The sequence below is a fragment of the Saccharibacillus brassicae genome (genome assembly GCF_006542275.1).
In the GTDB taxonomy this organism is placed as follows: domain Bacteria; phylum Bacillota; class Bacilli; order Paenibacillales; family Paenibacillaceae; genus Saccharibacillus; species Saccharibacillus brassicae.
Genome location: NZ_CP041217.1, coordinates 4,526,148 through 4,540,707 on the forward strand (window position 1 = coordinate 4,526,148; position 14,560 = coordinate 4,540,707).

General features: G+C 58.7%; 12 protein-coding genes. 9 read left to right on the plus strand and 3 right to left on the minus strand.

Features of this window, described 5'->3' with window-relative positions:
- Window positions 1–170: 170 nt before the first annotated feature.
- Both FFV09_RS18885 and FFV09_RS18890 read left to right on the plus strand, forming a co-directional pair.
- A complete protein-coding gene (locus tag FFV09_RS18885) occupies window positions 171–644 on the plus strand; it encodes a GNAT family N-acetyltransferase (protein WP_246098383.1) in 474 nt (157 codons plus the stop codon).
- 125 nt (window positions 645–769) lie between these two features.
- Window positions 770–1,219 carry an Hsp20/alpha crystallin family protein gene (locus FFV09_RS18890; RefSeq protein WP_141449266.1) on the plus strand — a complete coding sequence of 150 codons (450 nt, stop codon included), beginning with the start codon at window positions 770–772 and terminating at the stop codon, window positions 1,217–1,219.
- A 225-nt stretch (window positions 1,220–1,444) separates the two neighbouring features.
- Here the strand turns inward: FFV09_RS18890 and FFV09_RS18895 are convergent, their stop codons facing one another.
- Together FFV09_RS18895 and FFV09_RS18900 are read right to left on the minus strand one after the other, a co-directional pair.
- A complete protein-coding gene (locus FFV09_RS18895; RefSeq protein WP_141449267.1) occupies window positions 1,445–2,761 on the minus strand; it encodes a HAMP domain-containing sensor histidine kinase in 1,317 nt (438 codons plus the stop codon).
- Window positions 2,754–3,455, minus strand: coding sequence for a response regulator transcription factor (locus FFV09_RS18900; RefSeq protein ID WP_212635446.1), 702 nt, complete (start codon window positions 3,453–3,455; stop codon window positions 2,754–2,756). The genes FFV09_RS18895 and FFV09_RS18900 overlap by 8 nt, the downstream gene beginning before the upstream one ends.
- Window positions 3,456–3,635: 180 nt before the next feature.
- On the opposite strand from FFV09_RS18900, the gene FFV09_RS18905 reads away from it, so the two are divergent.
- From FFV09_RS18905 to FFV09_RS18915, 3 genes are read left to right on the plus strand one after another with little or no spacing between them, the layout of a single operon-like run.
- Window positions 3,636–6,236, plus strand: coding sequence for an HlyD family efflux transporter periplasmic adaptor subunit (locus FFV09_RS18905; RefSeq protein ID WP_141449269.1), 2,601 nt, complete (start codon window positions 3,636–3,638; stop codon window positions 6,234–6,236).
- Window positions 6,229–6,936, plus strand: coding sequence for an ABC transporter ATP-binding protein (locus FFV09_RS18910; protein ID WP_141449270.1), 708 nt, complete (start codon window positions 6,229–6,231; stop codon window positions 6,934–6,936). The genes FFV09_RS18905 and FFV09_RS18910 overlap by 8 nt, the downstream gene beginning before the upstream one ends.
- Complete coding sequence (locus FFV09_RS18915) at window positions 6,929–8,191, plus strand: ABC transporter permease (protein ID WP_141449271.1); 1,263 nt, start codon at window positions 6,929–6,931, stop codon at window positions 8,189–8,191. Before FFV09_RS18910 ends, FFV09_RS18915 begins: the two co-directional genes overlap by 8 nt.
- A gap of 178 nt (window positions 8,192–8,369) precedes the next feature.
- Here FFV09_RS18915 and FFV09_RS18920 read toward each other — a convergent pair whose 3' ends face one another.
- A complete protein-coding gene (locus FFV09_RS18920; protein ID WP_141449272.1) occupies window positions 8,370–9,401 on the minus strand; it encodes a hypothetical protein in 1,032 nt (343 codons plus the stop codon).
- 249 nt (window positions 9,402–9,650) lie between these two features.
- On the opposite strand from FFV09_RS18920, the gene FFV09_RS18925 reads away from it, so the two are divergent.
- From FFV09_RS18925 to FFV09_RS18940, 4 genes are read left to right on the plus strand one after another with little or no spacing between them, the layout of a single operon-like run.
- A complete protein-coding gene (locus tag FFV09_RS18925; protein ID WP_141449273.1) occupies window positions 9,651–10,565 on the plus strand; it encodes a DnaJ domain-containing protein in 915 nt (304 codons plus the stop codon).
- 12 nt (window positions 10,566–10,577) lie between these two features.
- Window positions 10,578–13,193 (plus strand): ATP-dependent chaperone ClpB, encoded by a 2,616-nt coding sequence (clpB, locus tag FFV09_RS18930; protein WP_141449274.1) that lies wholly within the window; start codon window positions 10,578–10,580, stop codon window positions 13,191–13,193.
- A 38-nt stretch (window positions 13,194–13,231) separates the two neighbouring features.
- Complete coding sequence (locus tag FFV09_RS18935; RefSeq protein WP_141449275.1) at window positions 13,232–13,948, plus strand: HD domain-containing protein; 717 nt, start codon at window positions 13,232–13,234, stop codon at window positions 13,946–13,948.
- Window positions 13,945–14,526: a GNAT family N-acetyltransferase gene (locus FFV09_RS18940; RefSeq protein ID WP_141449276.1), complete on the plus strand. Its 582-nt coding sequence runs from the start codon at window positions 13,945–13,947 to the stop codon at window positions 14,524–14,526. Before FFV09_RS18935 ends, FFV09_RS18940 begins: the two co-directional genes overlap by 4 nt.
- The last annotated feature ends 34 nt before the right edge of the window (window positions 14,527–14,560 follow it).

Here is a 14,560-nt window from a genome sequence, read left to right on the forward strand (position 1 = left end):
CGTGTTCGCGTTCGTGCTGCCGTCGACGGACACCGGTTCAACCGGTGTCCGTTTTTGGTATGCCGCCGCTCCATCACATTCCGGTTTGCCCAATAAACGGAATTCCAGTAGAATGAAAAGCGATAACGAATGAGGGAACGAGCAATCCATAGCAGACAGGAGCAGATAAGATGAGCGAGCTGATTATGCGTACGGCCAGACCCGACGATGTCGCGCAGTTGACCGAGATGCGCTACGAGTCGACGCTGGAACACCATCCGGAATTGACCGTGACGGACGAGCAGCGGCGGGATTACACGGACGAGATGCAGGAGTTTTTGATCGAAGCGATCGGGTCCGAGAATTGGGTAGTCTGGCTGGCCGAGTACGGCGAAGAAATCGTGGGACACGCTTACCTGGAGATGGTACGCAAAGTGCCGCGTCCCGGACGCATGACCAAGCCTTTTATTTATATGACCAACGTCTATACGCGACCGCAGCATCGGGGCCTCGGTATCGGCAGCCGGCTGGCCCAGGTGATCGAGCAGTGGGCGCGCGAGCTGGAGCATGATTTCATCATGGTGTGGCCGAGCGGTCGCGGCGAAGAGTTTTATACCAAAAACGGCTATTCCGCCTGCTCCGTGCCGATGGAATTGAAATTGTAAAAAGCCCGGTTGGGCATTGTAAGCCGGGCCGGTTCGCTTTATAATGGAGATGCAAGGTCAATTAAGGTCAAACAAACGTCGCGCAGGACTTCATCGACAATTCAATTTCGAGAGGAGAATGGAAGATGTTTGAACAAGGCCCTTTTGGCAGACAAGCGGAAGAAATGTTCAGTCAGATCGCTAAAACGTTCGGAGATACGTTCGGGGAGGAATTCGCCGCTCCGTTCCGGGAACGGGCATTGTCTTTCCGCACCGACATTCATGAAGATCACGGCCGGTACCTGCTTGAAGCGGAGCTGCCGGGCTTCCGCAAGGAAGAGATCGATATCGATTACACCGCTCCGCATTTGACGATTCGCGCGGTGCGGCAGCAGGCGGAACCGGTAAGCGAAGAAGACGGACGCCGGGCGATCCGCAGCGAACGCCGTTACGGCGAATTCGTGCGGCGCTTTTATCTGGAAGACGTCGACCGCGAAGGCATTCGCGCCCAACTCAAAGACGGGCTGCTCAAGCTGGACATTCCGAAAAAGGAAACTACGATCAGCAAGCGCATCCTGATCGAAGGCGAAGACTGATTCGCCGCGTTCAAGGTCGTTCGGACGGAAGCCCGCGAACGCCGCGCTGCATCGAATATACCGCCAATACCCCCTCCAGGCAGACCGCGCGGAGCGACCTCATCCTCGATGGGCGCCGCCCGCACGATCCCCCGGAGGGGTTTTTCTTCGTTTCCGCGGTGCCTCTCTGGCTGCCGTGCGCTTGGAGCGCGCCCGTGCTTCCCGCAGTCTGTCCGGCCTGCCTGTTCAAGCTTTCAAATTCGCCGGCAGGCAGATCCGCACGCTGTACGATTCCGCCGTCTGGAACACCTCGAAGCTTCCGCCGTGATTGAGCACGATTTTCTCGCATACTTTGGTCCCGATGCCGTTGCTGTCCGTCCGGTCGCTGTGCGGTTTGACGGCATTGGCGAACTGGATACACAACCGCTCTTTGTGCAGCATGCAGCGAATCGAGATCGGTTCCGATTTGTTCGCATATTTGAGCAGGTTGGAGAACAGATTGTCGAACACCCGCTGCATCGACATGACATGCACAGGCAGCGTGAATGGCTGCTCGCACGGAACGAACCGGAATTGAAATCCTTCGTCGATCAATAGGGGCGTATGGGTGCCGATCAACTGGTCGAGCAGCGGGGAACCGTCGTATTCCTCCAACTCGGGCAGATCGTTTTGGCTGTAGGACAGCAGGAAATATTCGAAGAGTTGATCGGACAAATCTTTGATGCGGTACGCGTTATCTTTGCTGTTGGCCACGTATTTGAACAGCTGCTCCTCCGTTTTGTATTTGCGATACTGGATAATGTCGAGGTAGCCGATCAGCGCCGTCAGCGGCGTGCGCAGATCGTGCGACATCGCCGTTACCAGTTCGTTGTTGGCCTGCCGGGCCGAATCTTCATTTTCCAACCGTTCGATAAACGATTTGCGCATCTCGTTGACGCTCTGCGCAAGCGAAGACAGTTCGTCTTTGCCCCGGATCGTAATCGGATGCTCCAGATTGCCGCCTTCCAAAATTTTGATTTCTTTTTCCAATACTTCGATATAAGACGTCTTGACATGGATCAGCAGCACCACGGCCAGCAGGAACAAGGCAAACGCCAACGCCAGCGATACGAACGTGGTCATCGTGTAATATTCGTATTCGAAGTACGATTCCACGAACACCTGCGCATCCGCATCGGCGAAAGAGATCGGGAACAGGACGTTGTCGGACACGAACGAATCGATCGATTGCGTGCCGTTTTGAATATCGTAGCCATTGGAAGAATAGACCATCTGCCTGTCTTGATACAGATAAATGTTCAAGTATTTCTTTTGGCTCACCCAAGCGTCCAGACGTTTGCCGTCGTGAATGCTCAAGCCGTTTTTGGTGACGTAGTCCGACAGCTGCGCGGCCGTTTTCTGGTTTTGCTGCGCGATGAACGACGGCTGGCCGAAATAATGGTCGATCACCTTCCAACCGACCGTTTGCAGCGCCAAAAACAGCAGGACAGCCAGCACGACGGCCAAGCCGAGCGCCGCGGTCAGCTTCACTTTCAGTTTCAGGAAAAAAGCGGGCCTACTCAATTCGATACCCCTTTCCCCACACCGTTTTGATCAGTTTCGGTTCCTGCGGATCGCTTTCGGTTTTTTTTCTCAGATTGCGGATATGGACCATGACGGTATTGTTGCAGCTGTAAAAGTACGGTTCTTCCCATACGCTTTCGTACAAATTTTGCGCCGAAAAGATTTTGCGTTGGTTTTGGGCCATAAGCAGCAAAATCTGGTATTCGATATCTGTCAGGACGACTTCCCGGCCGTCGACGCGCACTTCGTGCGAACCGGTATCGATCGTCAGATTGCGGATTTGAAGCAGAGGAGAAGCAGGTGCGTTTTTTTCTTTGCCCCGGTAGACGTAATACCGCCGCAGCAGCGCTTTGACCCGGTAGACCAGTTCGGTATAAGAGAAAGGTTTGGACATATAATCGTCGCTGCCGACCGAAAAAGCCATGTATTTGTCCGAATCCTGCGTTTTGGCTGTCAGAAACAAGATCGGCGCGCTCGATTTTTCCCGAATCTCGATACACGCTTTGAAGCCGGATTTGCCGGGCATCATGATATCGAGAATGATCAGGTCGATCTGCTCGTCCACTTTGCGGACCGCATCGTCGCCGTCCACGGCTTCGACGACCCGATAATGCTCGCTTTCCAGCAGCACCCGAACGATCTCCCGGATCTCGTCGTTGTCGTCGGCGATCAAAATGGTTTTGGTTTCTTTCACGTTCAGGCCTCCATGCGCAGCTTTGATTTTTGACTTTTACTTGTTAGTTTACTTCCTTTAACGGCTTCACCGGAGCTTCGCTTAAGAATTATTAAGAATTGACGCATGGGCTTCTTAAGACGAGTTCGGTAACTTGTGGAGAATACACTCAATAACCCACAAGAAGGGGTCGAAACGAACATGGCTAAAATCGGACAACTTTTAAAATCCAAATGGATATGGATTGGTCTTCTTTTTGTAGGAATCGCGGCTTGGTGGATCTGGTCTTCCATGCTGAGCGCCAAACCGAACGCCGGACCGGATTTGCAAAACTTGCAGACGACCGCTTTGGAAAAAGGAGAAATTACCCGTTCGCTGCTCGTATCGGGCACGGTCCAAAGTCAAAGCAGCCGAAATATTTACGCGCCTTCTTCGCTGAAATTGATGGAAGTGCTGGTCAAGGAAGGCGATACGGTCAAAGCCGGACAGAAATTGGCTTCGCTTGCGACCGCCGATCTGATTCTGGATATCCAATCGGCGGAACTGAATCTGAAGACGGCGCAGGAAGCTTTGAAAACCGCGGGCACGGACAACGAAAACGCGATCGCGACCGCCCAAGGAAGCGTGGACACCGCTGCGCTCGAAGTGAAGACGGCGCAGCGGCAGTACGACGAAGCCAAAGCCCAGGTGGAAAAAAAGCCGGGCACGGCGGTCGTATCGGCTCGCGCGGACGTGGAAACGGCGGAGCGGCAGCTGGCCCTGAGCCGCAGCCAGGCGCAGGGGCGTTCCGGCGGTGCTTTGGCATCGGCCAAAAAAGAGCTGGAAGTCGCGCAGCGGCAGTACGACCTGCTGTCGGCCCAGCAGCAAAATCGGACCGGAACCACGGTCGTCTCGGCTCAAAAAGAGCTGGATATTGCCAAAAAACAATATGAAAACTTGGCGGCACAATCGCAAAGCGGCTCCGGCGGCAGTACGGTCTGGTCCGCGAAAAAAGAACTGGACGTCGCCCAGCGCGCCTACAACCAGTTGGTCGCCCAGGGCTATTTTACCCCGACCGTGCAAGCTTCCAAAAAAGATCTGGACATCGCGGAGCGGGCGTACAAAGAATCGCAGCTGCTGCCCGAAAATACGGCGGCGGTCAAAACGGCCAAAGCGGAACTGACGAACGCTGCGAATAAATACGCACAGCTGCAAGCCGGCAAACCGCTAAGCGAACAGTCTTCGCTGAACCGCTATAACAGCGCCGTCGAAGCGCTGAACCAAGCGCAGTCCGGCGCGAACGGACAGATCTCGCAAGCTTCGCTCGCGTTGCAAAACGCGGAGCGCGATTACCGGAGCGCCTCGGCCGCATACGAAGCGAGCAAAAGTGCGACTGTTCCGGCCGGCGACCCGGCGCTCAAAAGCGCGGCCGATCAAGCCAATTCGGCGGTAAGCGACAGACAGGCGGCGCTGGCTACGGCGTATCAGGCGCAAAAAGACGGCATCCGGACAGCCCAGGAAGCGGTCACGAGCTCCAATCTGGACTACAAGCAGGCGGTCGCGAGTTCGGCGGAAGCGCTGGAACAGGCCAAACAGAACGTGGATCGCGCACAGGTCGCTTACGACACGGCGCTCAAAAGCGCTGCGGATGCCCGGATCACCGCCAAAGATACGTGGGAAAAAGCGAAGCAATCGTTTGACACCGTCTGGAACTCGGCGCAGGAAGCGCTCGTGACCGCCGAAGATACGCTGGAAAAAAGCAAACAGTCGTACGGTACAGCGCTCGAAGGAGCATCGCAGGCGCTCGTCACGGCGCAGGATACGCTGGAAAAATCGCAGCAGGCGTACGATAACGCGGTCGCAAGTTCCGGAGAATCGCTGACGACGGCGCGCGACACGCTGGATCGGGCCAAGCAGTCCTATACAGGCGCGGTCAACACGGCCAACGAGGCATGGGCAGCGTCGCGGGAAGCGTTGGAAAAGTCGAAAATCGGCTATGAAAGCGCGCTGAAAAACCAAAGCGATGCGTTCGCCACGGCCGCGGCGGCGCTGGAGCGGGCACAAAACAGTTATAAGAGCACGCAGCTGAGCCAGGAAATCGCCGAATCCAAAACGAACGAAGCGGCGGAGGTCAATATCGGACTGCAGCAGATCGGGCTCCAAAAGTTGAAAAAGCAGCTGGCGGATACCGTGATTACCGCGCCTATTTCCGGTACGGTCACTTACAAAAACGCGGCGGTCGACCAATTTGCGGCAGGTTTGCTGTTCACGGTAGAAGACAAAACGAAATTGACCGTAGCGGCTTCGATCAGCGAAGCGGACATCGGTTCTCTGAAGGTCGGACAATCGGCCGTCGTGCAGACGGAAGCGACCGGAGACGAATCATTCCCGAGCCAAGTGGTCCAGGTCGGCGCGGCAGCGGTAAAAAGCGGCGGCGCGACCGAGACGACGGGAACGGCTGCTGCGACGCCTGCCAACACTACGGTACAGTTCGCGGCCAAAGTGGATATCGCCAAAGCCGATCCGCGTATCCGGATCGGAACGAGCGCCCGGATGACGATTACGCTCGAACAGAAAAAAGACGTCTTCTCCGTTCCGCTGGATGCGGTAAAGATCGGGGACGCCGGAAGTTCGGTCTACGTACTGGAAAACGGTACCCTGCAGGAAATTCCGGTCACGACGGGCATCCAGAACGATATCGTGACCGAAATCGAATCGCCGAAGCTGGTACCGGGCATGAACATCCTGTCGTCCGCGCAGGATGCCGCCGCTTCGACGACGGCCGCGCCGGGAGCGCCCGGGGAGGCCGCCGCGAATGATTGAGATCCGCAACCTGGTCAAACGGTACTTTGCCGGCACGCCGAACGAAATCACGGTGCTTGACGGGATCAATCTGAGTATCGCCGCAGGCGAGTTCGTCGCGATCGTCGGCCAATCCGGTTCTGGCAAATCGACGCTGATGAATATTATCGGAGCGCTCGACCAGCCGAGCAGCGGCGAATACGAGCTGGGCGGCACGCCGATCCAGCAGATGAACCGCGACGAACTCGCGCGGATTCGCAGCCGGCAGATCGGCTTCGTGTTTCAATCGTTCAATTTGATCCCGCGCAACAGCGCGCTCAAAAACGTGGCGCTGCCCATGATCTATGCCGGCATCAAACCGTCCGAGCGCACGCGCCGAGCCCGGGAACTGCTGGAGATGATGGATATGGGCGAGCGGATGGACCACCAGCCGAACGAGCTGTCCGGCGGACAGAAACAGCGGGTCGCGATCGCAAGAGCGCTCGCCAACGATCCCGATCTTATTCTGGCCGACGAACCGACCGGCGCTCTGGATTCCAAAACCGGCAACCGGGTCATGGAAATTTTCCTGAAGATCCACCGGGAAGAAAAAAAGACGCTGCTCTTTATTACGCATTCCGTCGAACTGGCCGAACTGTGTCCGCGCGTCGTGACGCTCAAAGACGGACGGATCATTTCCGACCAAGCCGGATCGAACACGGGAGGGCTGCTGCATGATTGAGAACCTGCTGCTGTCGCTGGAGAGTCTGCGGGCAAATAAGTTGCGTTCTTTTCTCACCATGCTCGGGATCATTATCGGCATCGCGTCCGTCATCGCCGTTATCTCGGTCGGCAATGCGATGACGTCTTCCGTCACGAGCCAATTCGCGGAAATGGGCATCAACAACGTATCGCTCGGCCTGCAAATGCGTTCGAGCGATACGGGCGAGGATTCCGGCGGAGAAGCGAAAGTGCCCAAAGATACGGACCGGATCTCCAACGAGCAGATCGCCGCGATGACCAGCCGCTTTCCCGAGATCGAGACCGTCTCTTTGGCCGAAGAAGCGGGGCGCGGCAAAGCCAAGCTCGGACGCAAATTCAGCAACGTATCGTTGACGGGCGTCAATCCCGGCTATGCCAAAACGAACAAAATCAAAATGACGCTGGGGCGTTACGTCAGCGATACGGACGTCAAAGGCACCCGCAGCGTGATCGTGATCTCCGATCGGAGCGCCAAAGCGCTGTACGGATCGAACGAAGCGGCGATCGGCCAGACGCTGATCGTCTATACCGACAAAGCGATCAAAGCTTTCGTCGTCATCGGCGTCTATACGTACGTGGAGACGCCCGGCATGGGAGGAAGCGGAGCCATGACGTCCGAGAAAGATCTGGAGACGAGCGGCTATATTCCGGTGAGCACCGCCAAAAAAGACTCGCCGTACAAAGGATTCACTTCGTTGACGGTCGTTCCTCGCGCCAATATCGATCCGACCGTGTTTACGGAGAAGATCGGCAGCTACCTGAGCAAGCAGTACGAGAAAAACAAAAACTGGGAATCGTATGCGTATAACATGAAAGCCGAGCTGGAATCGAGCAATAAAGTGCTGGGCACGTTATCGATTGCATTGGCGGCAGTGGCCGGCATCGCGCTTGTCGTCGGCGGGATCGGCGTCATGAACATCATGCTCGTGTCCGTCACGGAGCGTACGCACGAAATCGGTATTCGCAAAGCGCTCGGAGCCCGGGACGCACATATTCGGACGCAGTTCGTGGCCGAAGCGATCATGCTGTGCGTGACGGGAGGACTGATCGGCATCGCGACAGGCGTGGGACTCGGTATGGTCGGTTCCAGGCTGCTGGGAGCGCCGTTTACGTTTTCGCCTTATGTGCTGGCGGGCAGCGTCTTGTTCTCGATGTTTATCGGCATTTTCTTCGGTTATTATCCGGCGAACAAAGCGGCCAAGCTCAATCCGATCGACGCGCTGCGTCACGAATAAGCAAAGCGAACAAGAGAAGCGAATAAGAGAATCGAATAGGAGAAGGTCGAATCCCGAAGTGGATACCTTATGGCACATCGCCGATCCGGCGTCGTGGCGCACGCCAAAAAGACACCGTTCCCGGTGTCTTTTTGGCGTGGATTTTCAGAACAAGCGATAGGATCGCCCATGTACGGATTTACGGATTCAGCGTCGAACGGAACTGCGCCACCGCTTCGGCCAGCGAAGTCCGGGCGTCCTGCAGCTGCGCCTGCGTCGACGTTCTCGACAGGGTCAGCGCGTGTTTGTTGATGACTTTGCGCAGTTCGCCCACGGCCGAGCTCGGGTATTGGCCCGAACGAATACCTTTGGGCGAGTCGAGCAGCTTGCGCGCTTCGTTCAATTCAGAATCCAACTGCACGCCTTCGACGAGACAGTCGTAGGCCGTTTGCACGTTCCGTGCGGCCGCGTCCAGAGACAGTGCGCCCGAAGCGCCGGTCAGGACGGATTCCATTTCGTTCGCCTGCGCGCGGAAATCATTCAGCCACTTTTCGACGTCGCGGCTGCCTGCCGCTCCGAGCGCCGATTGTTCGGCGGCCTGCCGCTGGGCGTTCAGCGCGGTCAACCGTTCGCTGCGATCCACATTCATGCGGTCGCGCAGCACGGCCGAGCCTTCGATATATTTGCGATAAGCTTCGCGGAACTGCTCCACGCTCGCGTTGGGATCGTACGCTACCGCCTGCGCTTCGGTGATCACGATCATCATCGCGTCTGCCGCTTCCTGCGGATACATGCCCGGAGCCGTACCGGTCGAGGCGCTGAGCATTCGGGCTGTCTGGAAAGTTTGTCGTTCGAGAATGGAAGAATCGCGAATGTAATCTTCGATGTAAGCCGTGAGAGCGGAATCGAGGGCCGAGCGGGAGGCGTTAAGCTTGGAGGGTGAAGGGTTTGCGTCTAACAGCAGGGTACGTGCTTTGTCCGAAGCCGTTCGGACCGCCAGATAGCGGGCGTTGCCGGGGTCGCTGTAGAAATCGTCCGCGGCTTTGTCGGCCATGGCCAGCGTCTTCGCGAGCGCCATTCGCTCCGCGGTGTTCCAGCCGGCCGGCTGGGCGGAAGCGGCATGGGCGGTCGATCCGAGGTCGGGCGCGATCCATGTCCCTCCGAACGCAACGCCGAAAGCCAGTGTGGCGGCTATCCATTTCTTGGTTCCCGTGTGCCTATATGTACGCAATAAGAACTCCTCCTTAAGGTCGTGATGTTCAAAGTCTGGGTGTCGGCAAGCGAATTTGTTCCCCATTTAATTAAACCTTTGACCGAAAACGAAACCTGATTTTTACAAAAGTCCCGAAAAACGAAGGCTAATCCGCGCTATTGTACGCAAAAAGATGCGTAACCCCGCCGCCTCCTATAAAATGAAAGAGAACGGGTAAATATAGAACAGCGAGGGTAGACAGCCCGGCCCATAAGGGGGAGGAAATTCATGCCAGGCAAAGATCATTATAACGCACTCGGAGTCGCAGCGAACGCCTCCCAGTCGGAAATCAAGAAAGCGTATCAAAAACTGGCGAAACAATGGCATCCCGACGTGAACAAAGCGGCGGGGGCCGAAACTCGCTTCAAAGAAATCGCCGCCGCCTACGAAGTGCTCGGCAGCGAAGACAAGCGCCGCGAATACGACGCTTCCCGGCTGCGTCCGGGCGGAAACGGTCCTTCGCGCGGCGGAGCGGGGCCGTACGGTTCCCAGGGAGCCGGCTTCGGCGGAGGCGCCTACGACTGGATCAATGATCTTCAACATGAAGATATGTTCGATATGTTTTTCAACGAGCGGGTAGGGGGCTTCGGTACGAGAATGGGAGAGGCCGGTTCCCGCCCGCCGGAATCGTCCACGCTCGAAGTGACGCTGGAGCAGGCTTACCGCGGCGAGACGGTCCGGATCAAGCTCGGCGGTAAAACGATCGGCCTGCGGCTGCCCGAACGTTCGCGCAGCGGCAATACGATCCGTATGACCGGCAGCGGCAGCAACGGCCTTGCTCCCGGCGAAGAACTGCGCATCGCGCTGAAGATTGCCGAACATCCCCTCTATGCGCTGGAAGGGGAAGATCTCGTCGCCTCGCTGCGTATCGCGCCCTGGCAGGCCGCGCTTGGCGGACAGGCCCGGATCGAGCTGCCGGACGGAGCCGCGGTGAACCTGAATCTGCCCCGCGGCATCGCCGCCGGAAGAAGGCTGCGTATTCCGCGCCGCGGGCTCCGAAAAGCGGACGGCACGTACGGCGACTTTTTCGCGGAAATCGAAATTACGGTGCCCGAGCCGACGCAGGCGGAAGAAGAATTGTACCGCCGCCTGGAGAGCCTGTCCGCGTTTCGGCCGGGACTCGGCAGGCGCGGGTCCCGATAAGGAGGCAGGGCGATGGATTTTAACCGGTTGACGCAAAAGTTGGAAGAAGCGCTGTCCGCTGCGCAATCTCTCGCGGCGGCGGGCGGCCATCAGGAGATCGATACGCCGCATCTGTTCAAGGCGCTGCTTCTGCAGGACGGCGGCCTGCTGCCGAGACTGCTGCAGCGGATGGACATTTCGCAAGGCAAAGTGCTTGAAGCCGCGGAACTTCTGCTGCGGCGCAAAGCCCGGGTCAGCGGCGGCGTGCAGCCGTATTTCTCGGCCGATCTGCTGGCGGTGCTGGATCAGGCGCAGCTTGAAGCGGAGCGCATGCGCGACGAATATACGGCGGTGGAGCACGTCGTACTCGCTTTCGACCGCGATCGGCGCGGAGGCATCGGCGAGCTGCTGCGCGCCGAAGGCATGACGCGCGACAAGACGCTCGGCGTGCTCAAAGATATTCGCGGCAGCCAGCGGGTGACCGGCCGCGAGCCGGAAGACACTTACGAAGCGCTGGAGAAATACGGCCGAGATCTGGTGTCGGAAGTGAGGGCCGGCCGGATCGATCCGGTAATCGGGCGCGACGCCGAGATCCGGCGGGTCATTCGGATCCTGTCGCGCAAAACGAAAAACAACCCGGTGCTGATCGGCGAACCCGGCGTCGGCAAGACGGCGATCGTGGAAGGATTGGCGCACCGGATCGTCAGGCGCGACGTGCCGGAAGGGCTCAAGGACAAGACGATCTTCTCGCTCGATATGAGTTCGCTCGTGGCGGGCGCCAAGTACCGGGGCGAATTCGAAGAGCGGCTGCAGGCCGTGCTGCGGGAGATCAAGCAGGCCGACGGACGGATTATCCTGTTCATCGACGAAGTGCACACGATCGTCGGCGCCGGCAAATCCGAAGGCGCGATGGATGCGGGCAATATGCTCAAGCCGATGCTGGCCCGGGGCGAACTGCACTGCATCGGCGCGACGACGCTCGACGAATATCGCGAGCATATCGAGCAGGACCCGGCGCTTGAGCGGCGGTTCCAGCAGGTACGCGTCGGTGAACCGGGCGTGGAAGACACGATCTCGATCCTGCGCGGGCTGCGCGAGCGCTTCGAAGTGCATCACGGCGTCAAGATTCATGACAGCGCCCTCGTGGCGGCCGGCGTGCTGTCGGACCGTTACATCTCCGACCGGTTCCTGCCGGACAAAGCGATTGATCTGGTCGACGAAGCGTGCGCGATGATCCGGACAGAGATCGATTCGATGCCGGGCGAGATGGACGAAGTGACGCGCCGCATGATGCAGGCCGAGATCGAAGAAGCGGCGCTGCGCAAAGAGACGGACCCCGCGAGCGTACGCCGCTTGGAGAAGCTGCGGCGGGAACTGGCGGATCTCAGGGAAAAGCATCTGGGTATGAAAGAACGCTGGGAAATGGAAAAAGCGACGATCGAAAGCGTACGCGAACTGCAGCGCAAGCTGGAAAAAGCGCGCAAAGACCTGGAAGAAGCGCAGGAAGCGTACGATCTCGACAAATCGGCTGAACTGAGCTACGGCATTATTCCCGGGCTGGAACGGGAATTGACGCAGGCCGAACAAGAAGCGCAGCGCGGCGGCGAAAAGCGGATGCTGCGCGAAGCGGTTACGGAAGCGGAAATTTCGGACATCGTCTCGAAATGGACCGGCATCCCGATCAGCCGGCTGGTCGAAGGAGAGCGCGAGAAACTGCTGCGCCTGGAAGACCTGCTGCGCGAGCGCGTCGTCGGGCAGGACGAAGCGATCGGCCTCGTGACCGACGCCGTGCTGCGCGCCAGAGCCGGGATCAAAGACCCGAACCGGCCGATCGGTTCGTTCCTGTTCCTCGGCCCGACCGGCGTCGGCAAGACCGAGCTTGCGAAGGCGCTATCGGCCGCGCTGTTCGACCGCGAAGAGAACATGATCCGGCTCGACATGTCGGAATACATGGAGAAGCACAGCGTCTCGCGCCTGATCGGCGCGCCGCCGGGCTATATCGGCTATGAGGAAGGCGGCCAGCTCACCGAAGCGGTGCGGAGGCAGCCGTATTCCGTCGTCCTGCTCGACGAAGCGGAAAAAGCGCATCCCGACGTGTTCAATCTGCTGCTTCAGCTGCTCGACGACGGGCGGCTGACCGATTCGCGCGGACGAAACGTCGATTTCAGAAATACGATCGTCATCATGACGTCGAATATCGGTTCGGCGGATCTGACCGGCGAGGCCGCAGGCGGCGGGCAGGCAGGCGGAGAAATTTCGGCAGCCGCCCGGGATCGCGTCATGCGCGAACTGCGCGGCCATTTTCGCCCCGAGTTCCTGAACCGGGTCGACGACGTCGTGCTGTTCCGACCGCTCGGACTCGGCGAGATCGGCCGGATCGTGCTGAAATTGGCCGGGGAGCTGCGAGCGCGGTTGGCGGAGCGCCGGATCGAACTGGAATTGTCCGACCGGGCGGCCCAGCTGATCGCCCGCGAAGCTTTTGATCCGGTCTACGGCGCGCGGCCGCTGAAGCGGTATCTGCAGCGTACGCTGGAAACGCGCGTCGCCCGGGCGCTCATCGCCGGCGAAGTGCAAGACGGAGATCGCCTGTTCGTGGACGAAGAACACGGCGCCTTGCGCCTCGACATACGGCCGGCTCAAATAGAATGAACCTACTCAAACAGAATGAACCTAGAGGAGATTGGCATATGGAACACTCGCAGCAAGCGCAAGTGCAGGCGCAGACGCCGCTTGATCGGCAGACGGATATTCTGGAAGCGGCCGCGGCGCTCGCGCAAAGGGAACTGGAACACGAAGGCAGCGGACACGACTGGTGGCATATCCGCCGCGTGACCGAACTTGCGAAGCGGATCGGCGCGGCCGAGGGGGCGGATCTGTTCATCTGCGAACTGGCCGCGCTGCTGCACGATCTGGCAGACGAGAAACTGGTCGCCGATCCCGAAAGCGGCATACGGCGAACGGCAAATTGGATGCTGGAACACGGCGTCGCCGAAGCGGACACGGACCGGATCATGGAGATCATCGCCACGATGTCGTTCAAAGGCGGGTCCGGCCGGCCGATGAGCACGCTGGAAGGCCGGGTCGTGCAGGATGCGGATCGGCTCGATGCGATCGGAGCGATCGGCATCGCGCGCACTTTCGTCTATTCCGGCAAAAAAGGACGCCCGATGCATGATCCGAATCTGCCTGTGCGCCAGAACATGACGCCGGAAGAGTACCGCAGCGGCAACGATACGGCGATCAATCATTTTTACGAAAAACTGCTTCTATTGAAGGATCGGCTCAACACGCCTTGCGGCCGGCGCATTGCAGACAGCCGCCACGCTTATATGGAAGAGTTTCTGGAACGGTTCGACCGGGAATGGAACGGCGCCGACCTGTTGGACGGAGAGGAGCCGCTATGAGCGATACTTTCGATCCGATCATGCTGGAGCTGCCCGAATACTTCGAGACGGAGCGCCTGATCGTGCGGGCGCCGCGTCCCGGCGACGGCGCTGAACTGAACGCGGCGATTCGCGAGAGCCAAGCGGAACTGAAGCCGTTTATGCCGTTTGCCCGCGTGCTGCCGCAGCCTGAAGACACGGAGCGGCTCGTGCGCCGCAAACGGCTGGAATTTCTCGCGCGAACCGATCTGATGCTGCTGATGACGGATCGGCAAAGCGGGCGGATCGTCGGCGCAAGCGGCCTGCACCGGTTCGATTGGAATGCGCGCCGCTTCGAGATCGGCTACTGGATCCGCAGTTCGCTTGCGGGTCGGGGACTGGTGACCGAGTCCGTCAACGGTCTGACCGCGTTCGCGGCCGAGCGGCTTGATGCGAACCGGATCGAGATTCGGTGCGACGAGCGCAATGTGCGCAGCGCGGCGGTTGCGCGGCGCGCGGGATTTACGCTCGAAGGCGTGCTGCGCAGCTGGCGCCGCGAAGAAGACGGCACGCTGGTGAACGAAATGGTGTTCGCGAAAGTGCGCGGCATCGATTATTGAACCCTACGCAAGCAAAAGATTATAAACGGAGGAT

Bases quoted from the DNA above. Each gene is read 5' to 3' on its own strand.
- FFV09_RS18885 (WP_246098383.1), top strand. From the start codon at position 171: ATGAGCGAGCTGATTATGCGTACGGCCAGACCCGACGATGTCGCGCAG.
- FFV09_RS18890 (WP_141449266.1), top strand. From the start codon at position 770: ATGTTTGAACAAGGCCCTTTTGGCAGACAAGCGGAAGAAATGTTCAGT.
- FFV09_RS18905 (WP_141449269.1), top strand. From the start codon at position 3,636: ATGGCTAAAATCGGACAACTTTTAAAATCCAAATGGATATGGATTGGT.
- FFV09_RS18910 (WP_141449270.1), top strand. From the start codon at position 6,229: ATGATTGAGATCCGCAACCTGGTCAAACGGTACTTTGCCGGCACGCCG.
- FFV09_RS18915 (WP_141449271.1), top strand. From the start codon at position 6,929: ATGATTGAGAACCTGCTGCTGTCGCTGGAGAGTCTGCGGGCAAATAAG.
- FFV09_RS18925 (WP_141449273.1), top strand. From the start codon at position 9,651: ATGCCAGGCAAAGATCATTATAACGCACTCGGAGTCGCAGCGAACGCC.
- clpB (WP_141449274.1), top strand. From the start codon at position 10,578: ATGGATTTTAACCGGTTGACGCAAAAGTTGGAAGAAGCGCTGTCCGCT.
- FFV09_RS18935 (WP_141449275.1), top strand. From the start codon at position 13,232: ATGGAACACTCGCAGCAAGCGCAAGTGCAGGCGCAGACGCCGCTTGAT.
- FFV09_RS18940 (WP_141449276.1), top strand. From the start codon at position 13,945: ATGAGCGATACTTTCGATCCGATCATGCTGGAGCTGCCCGAATACTTC.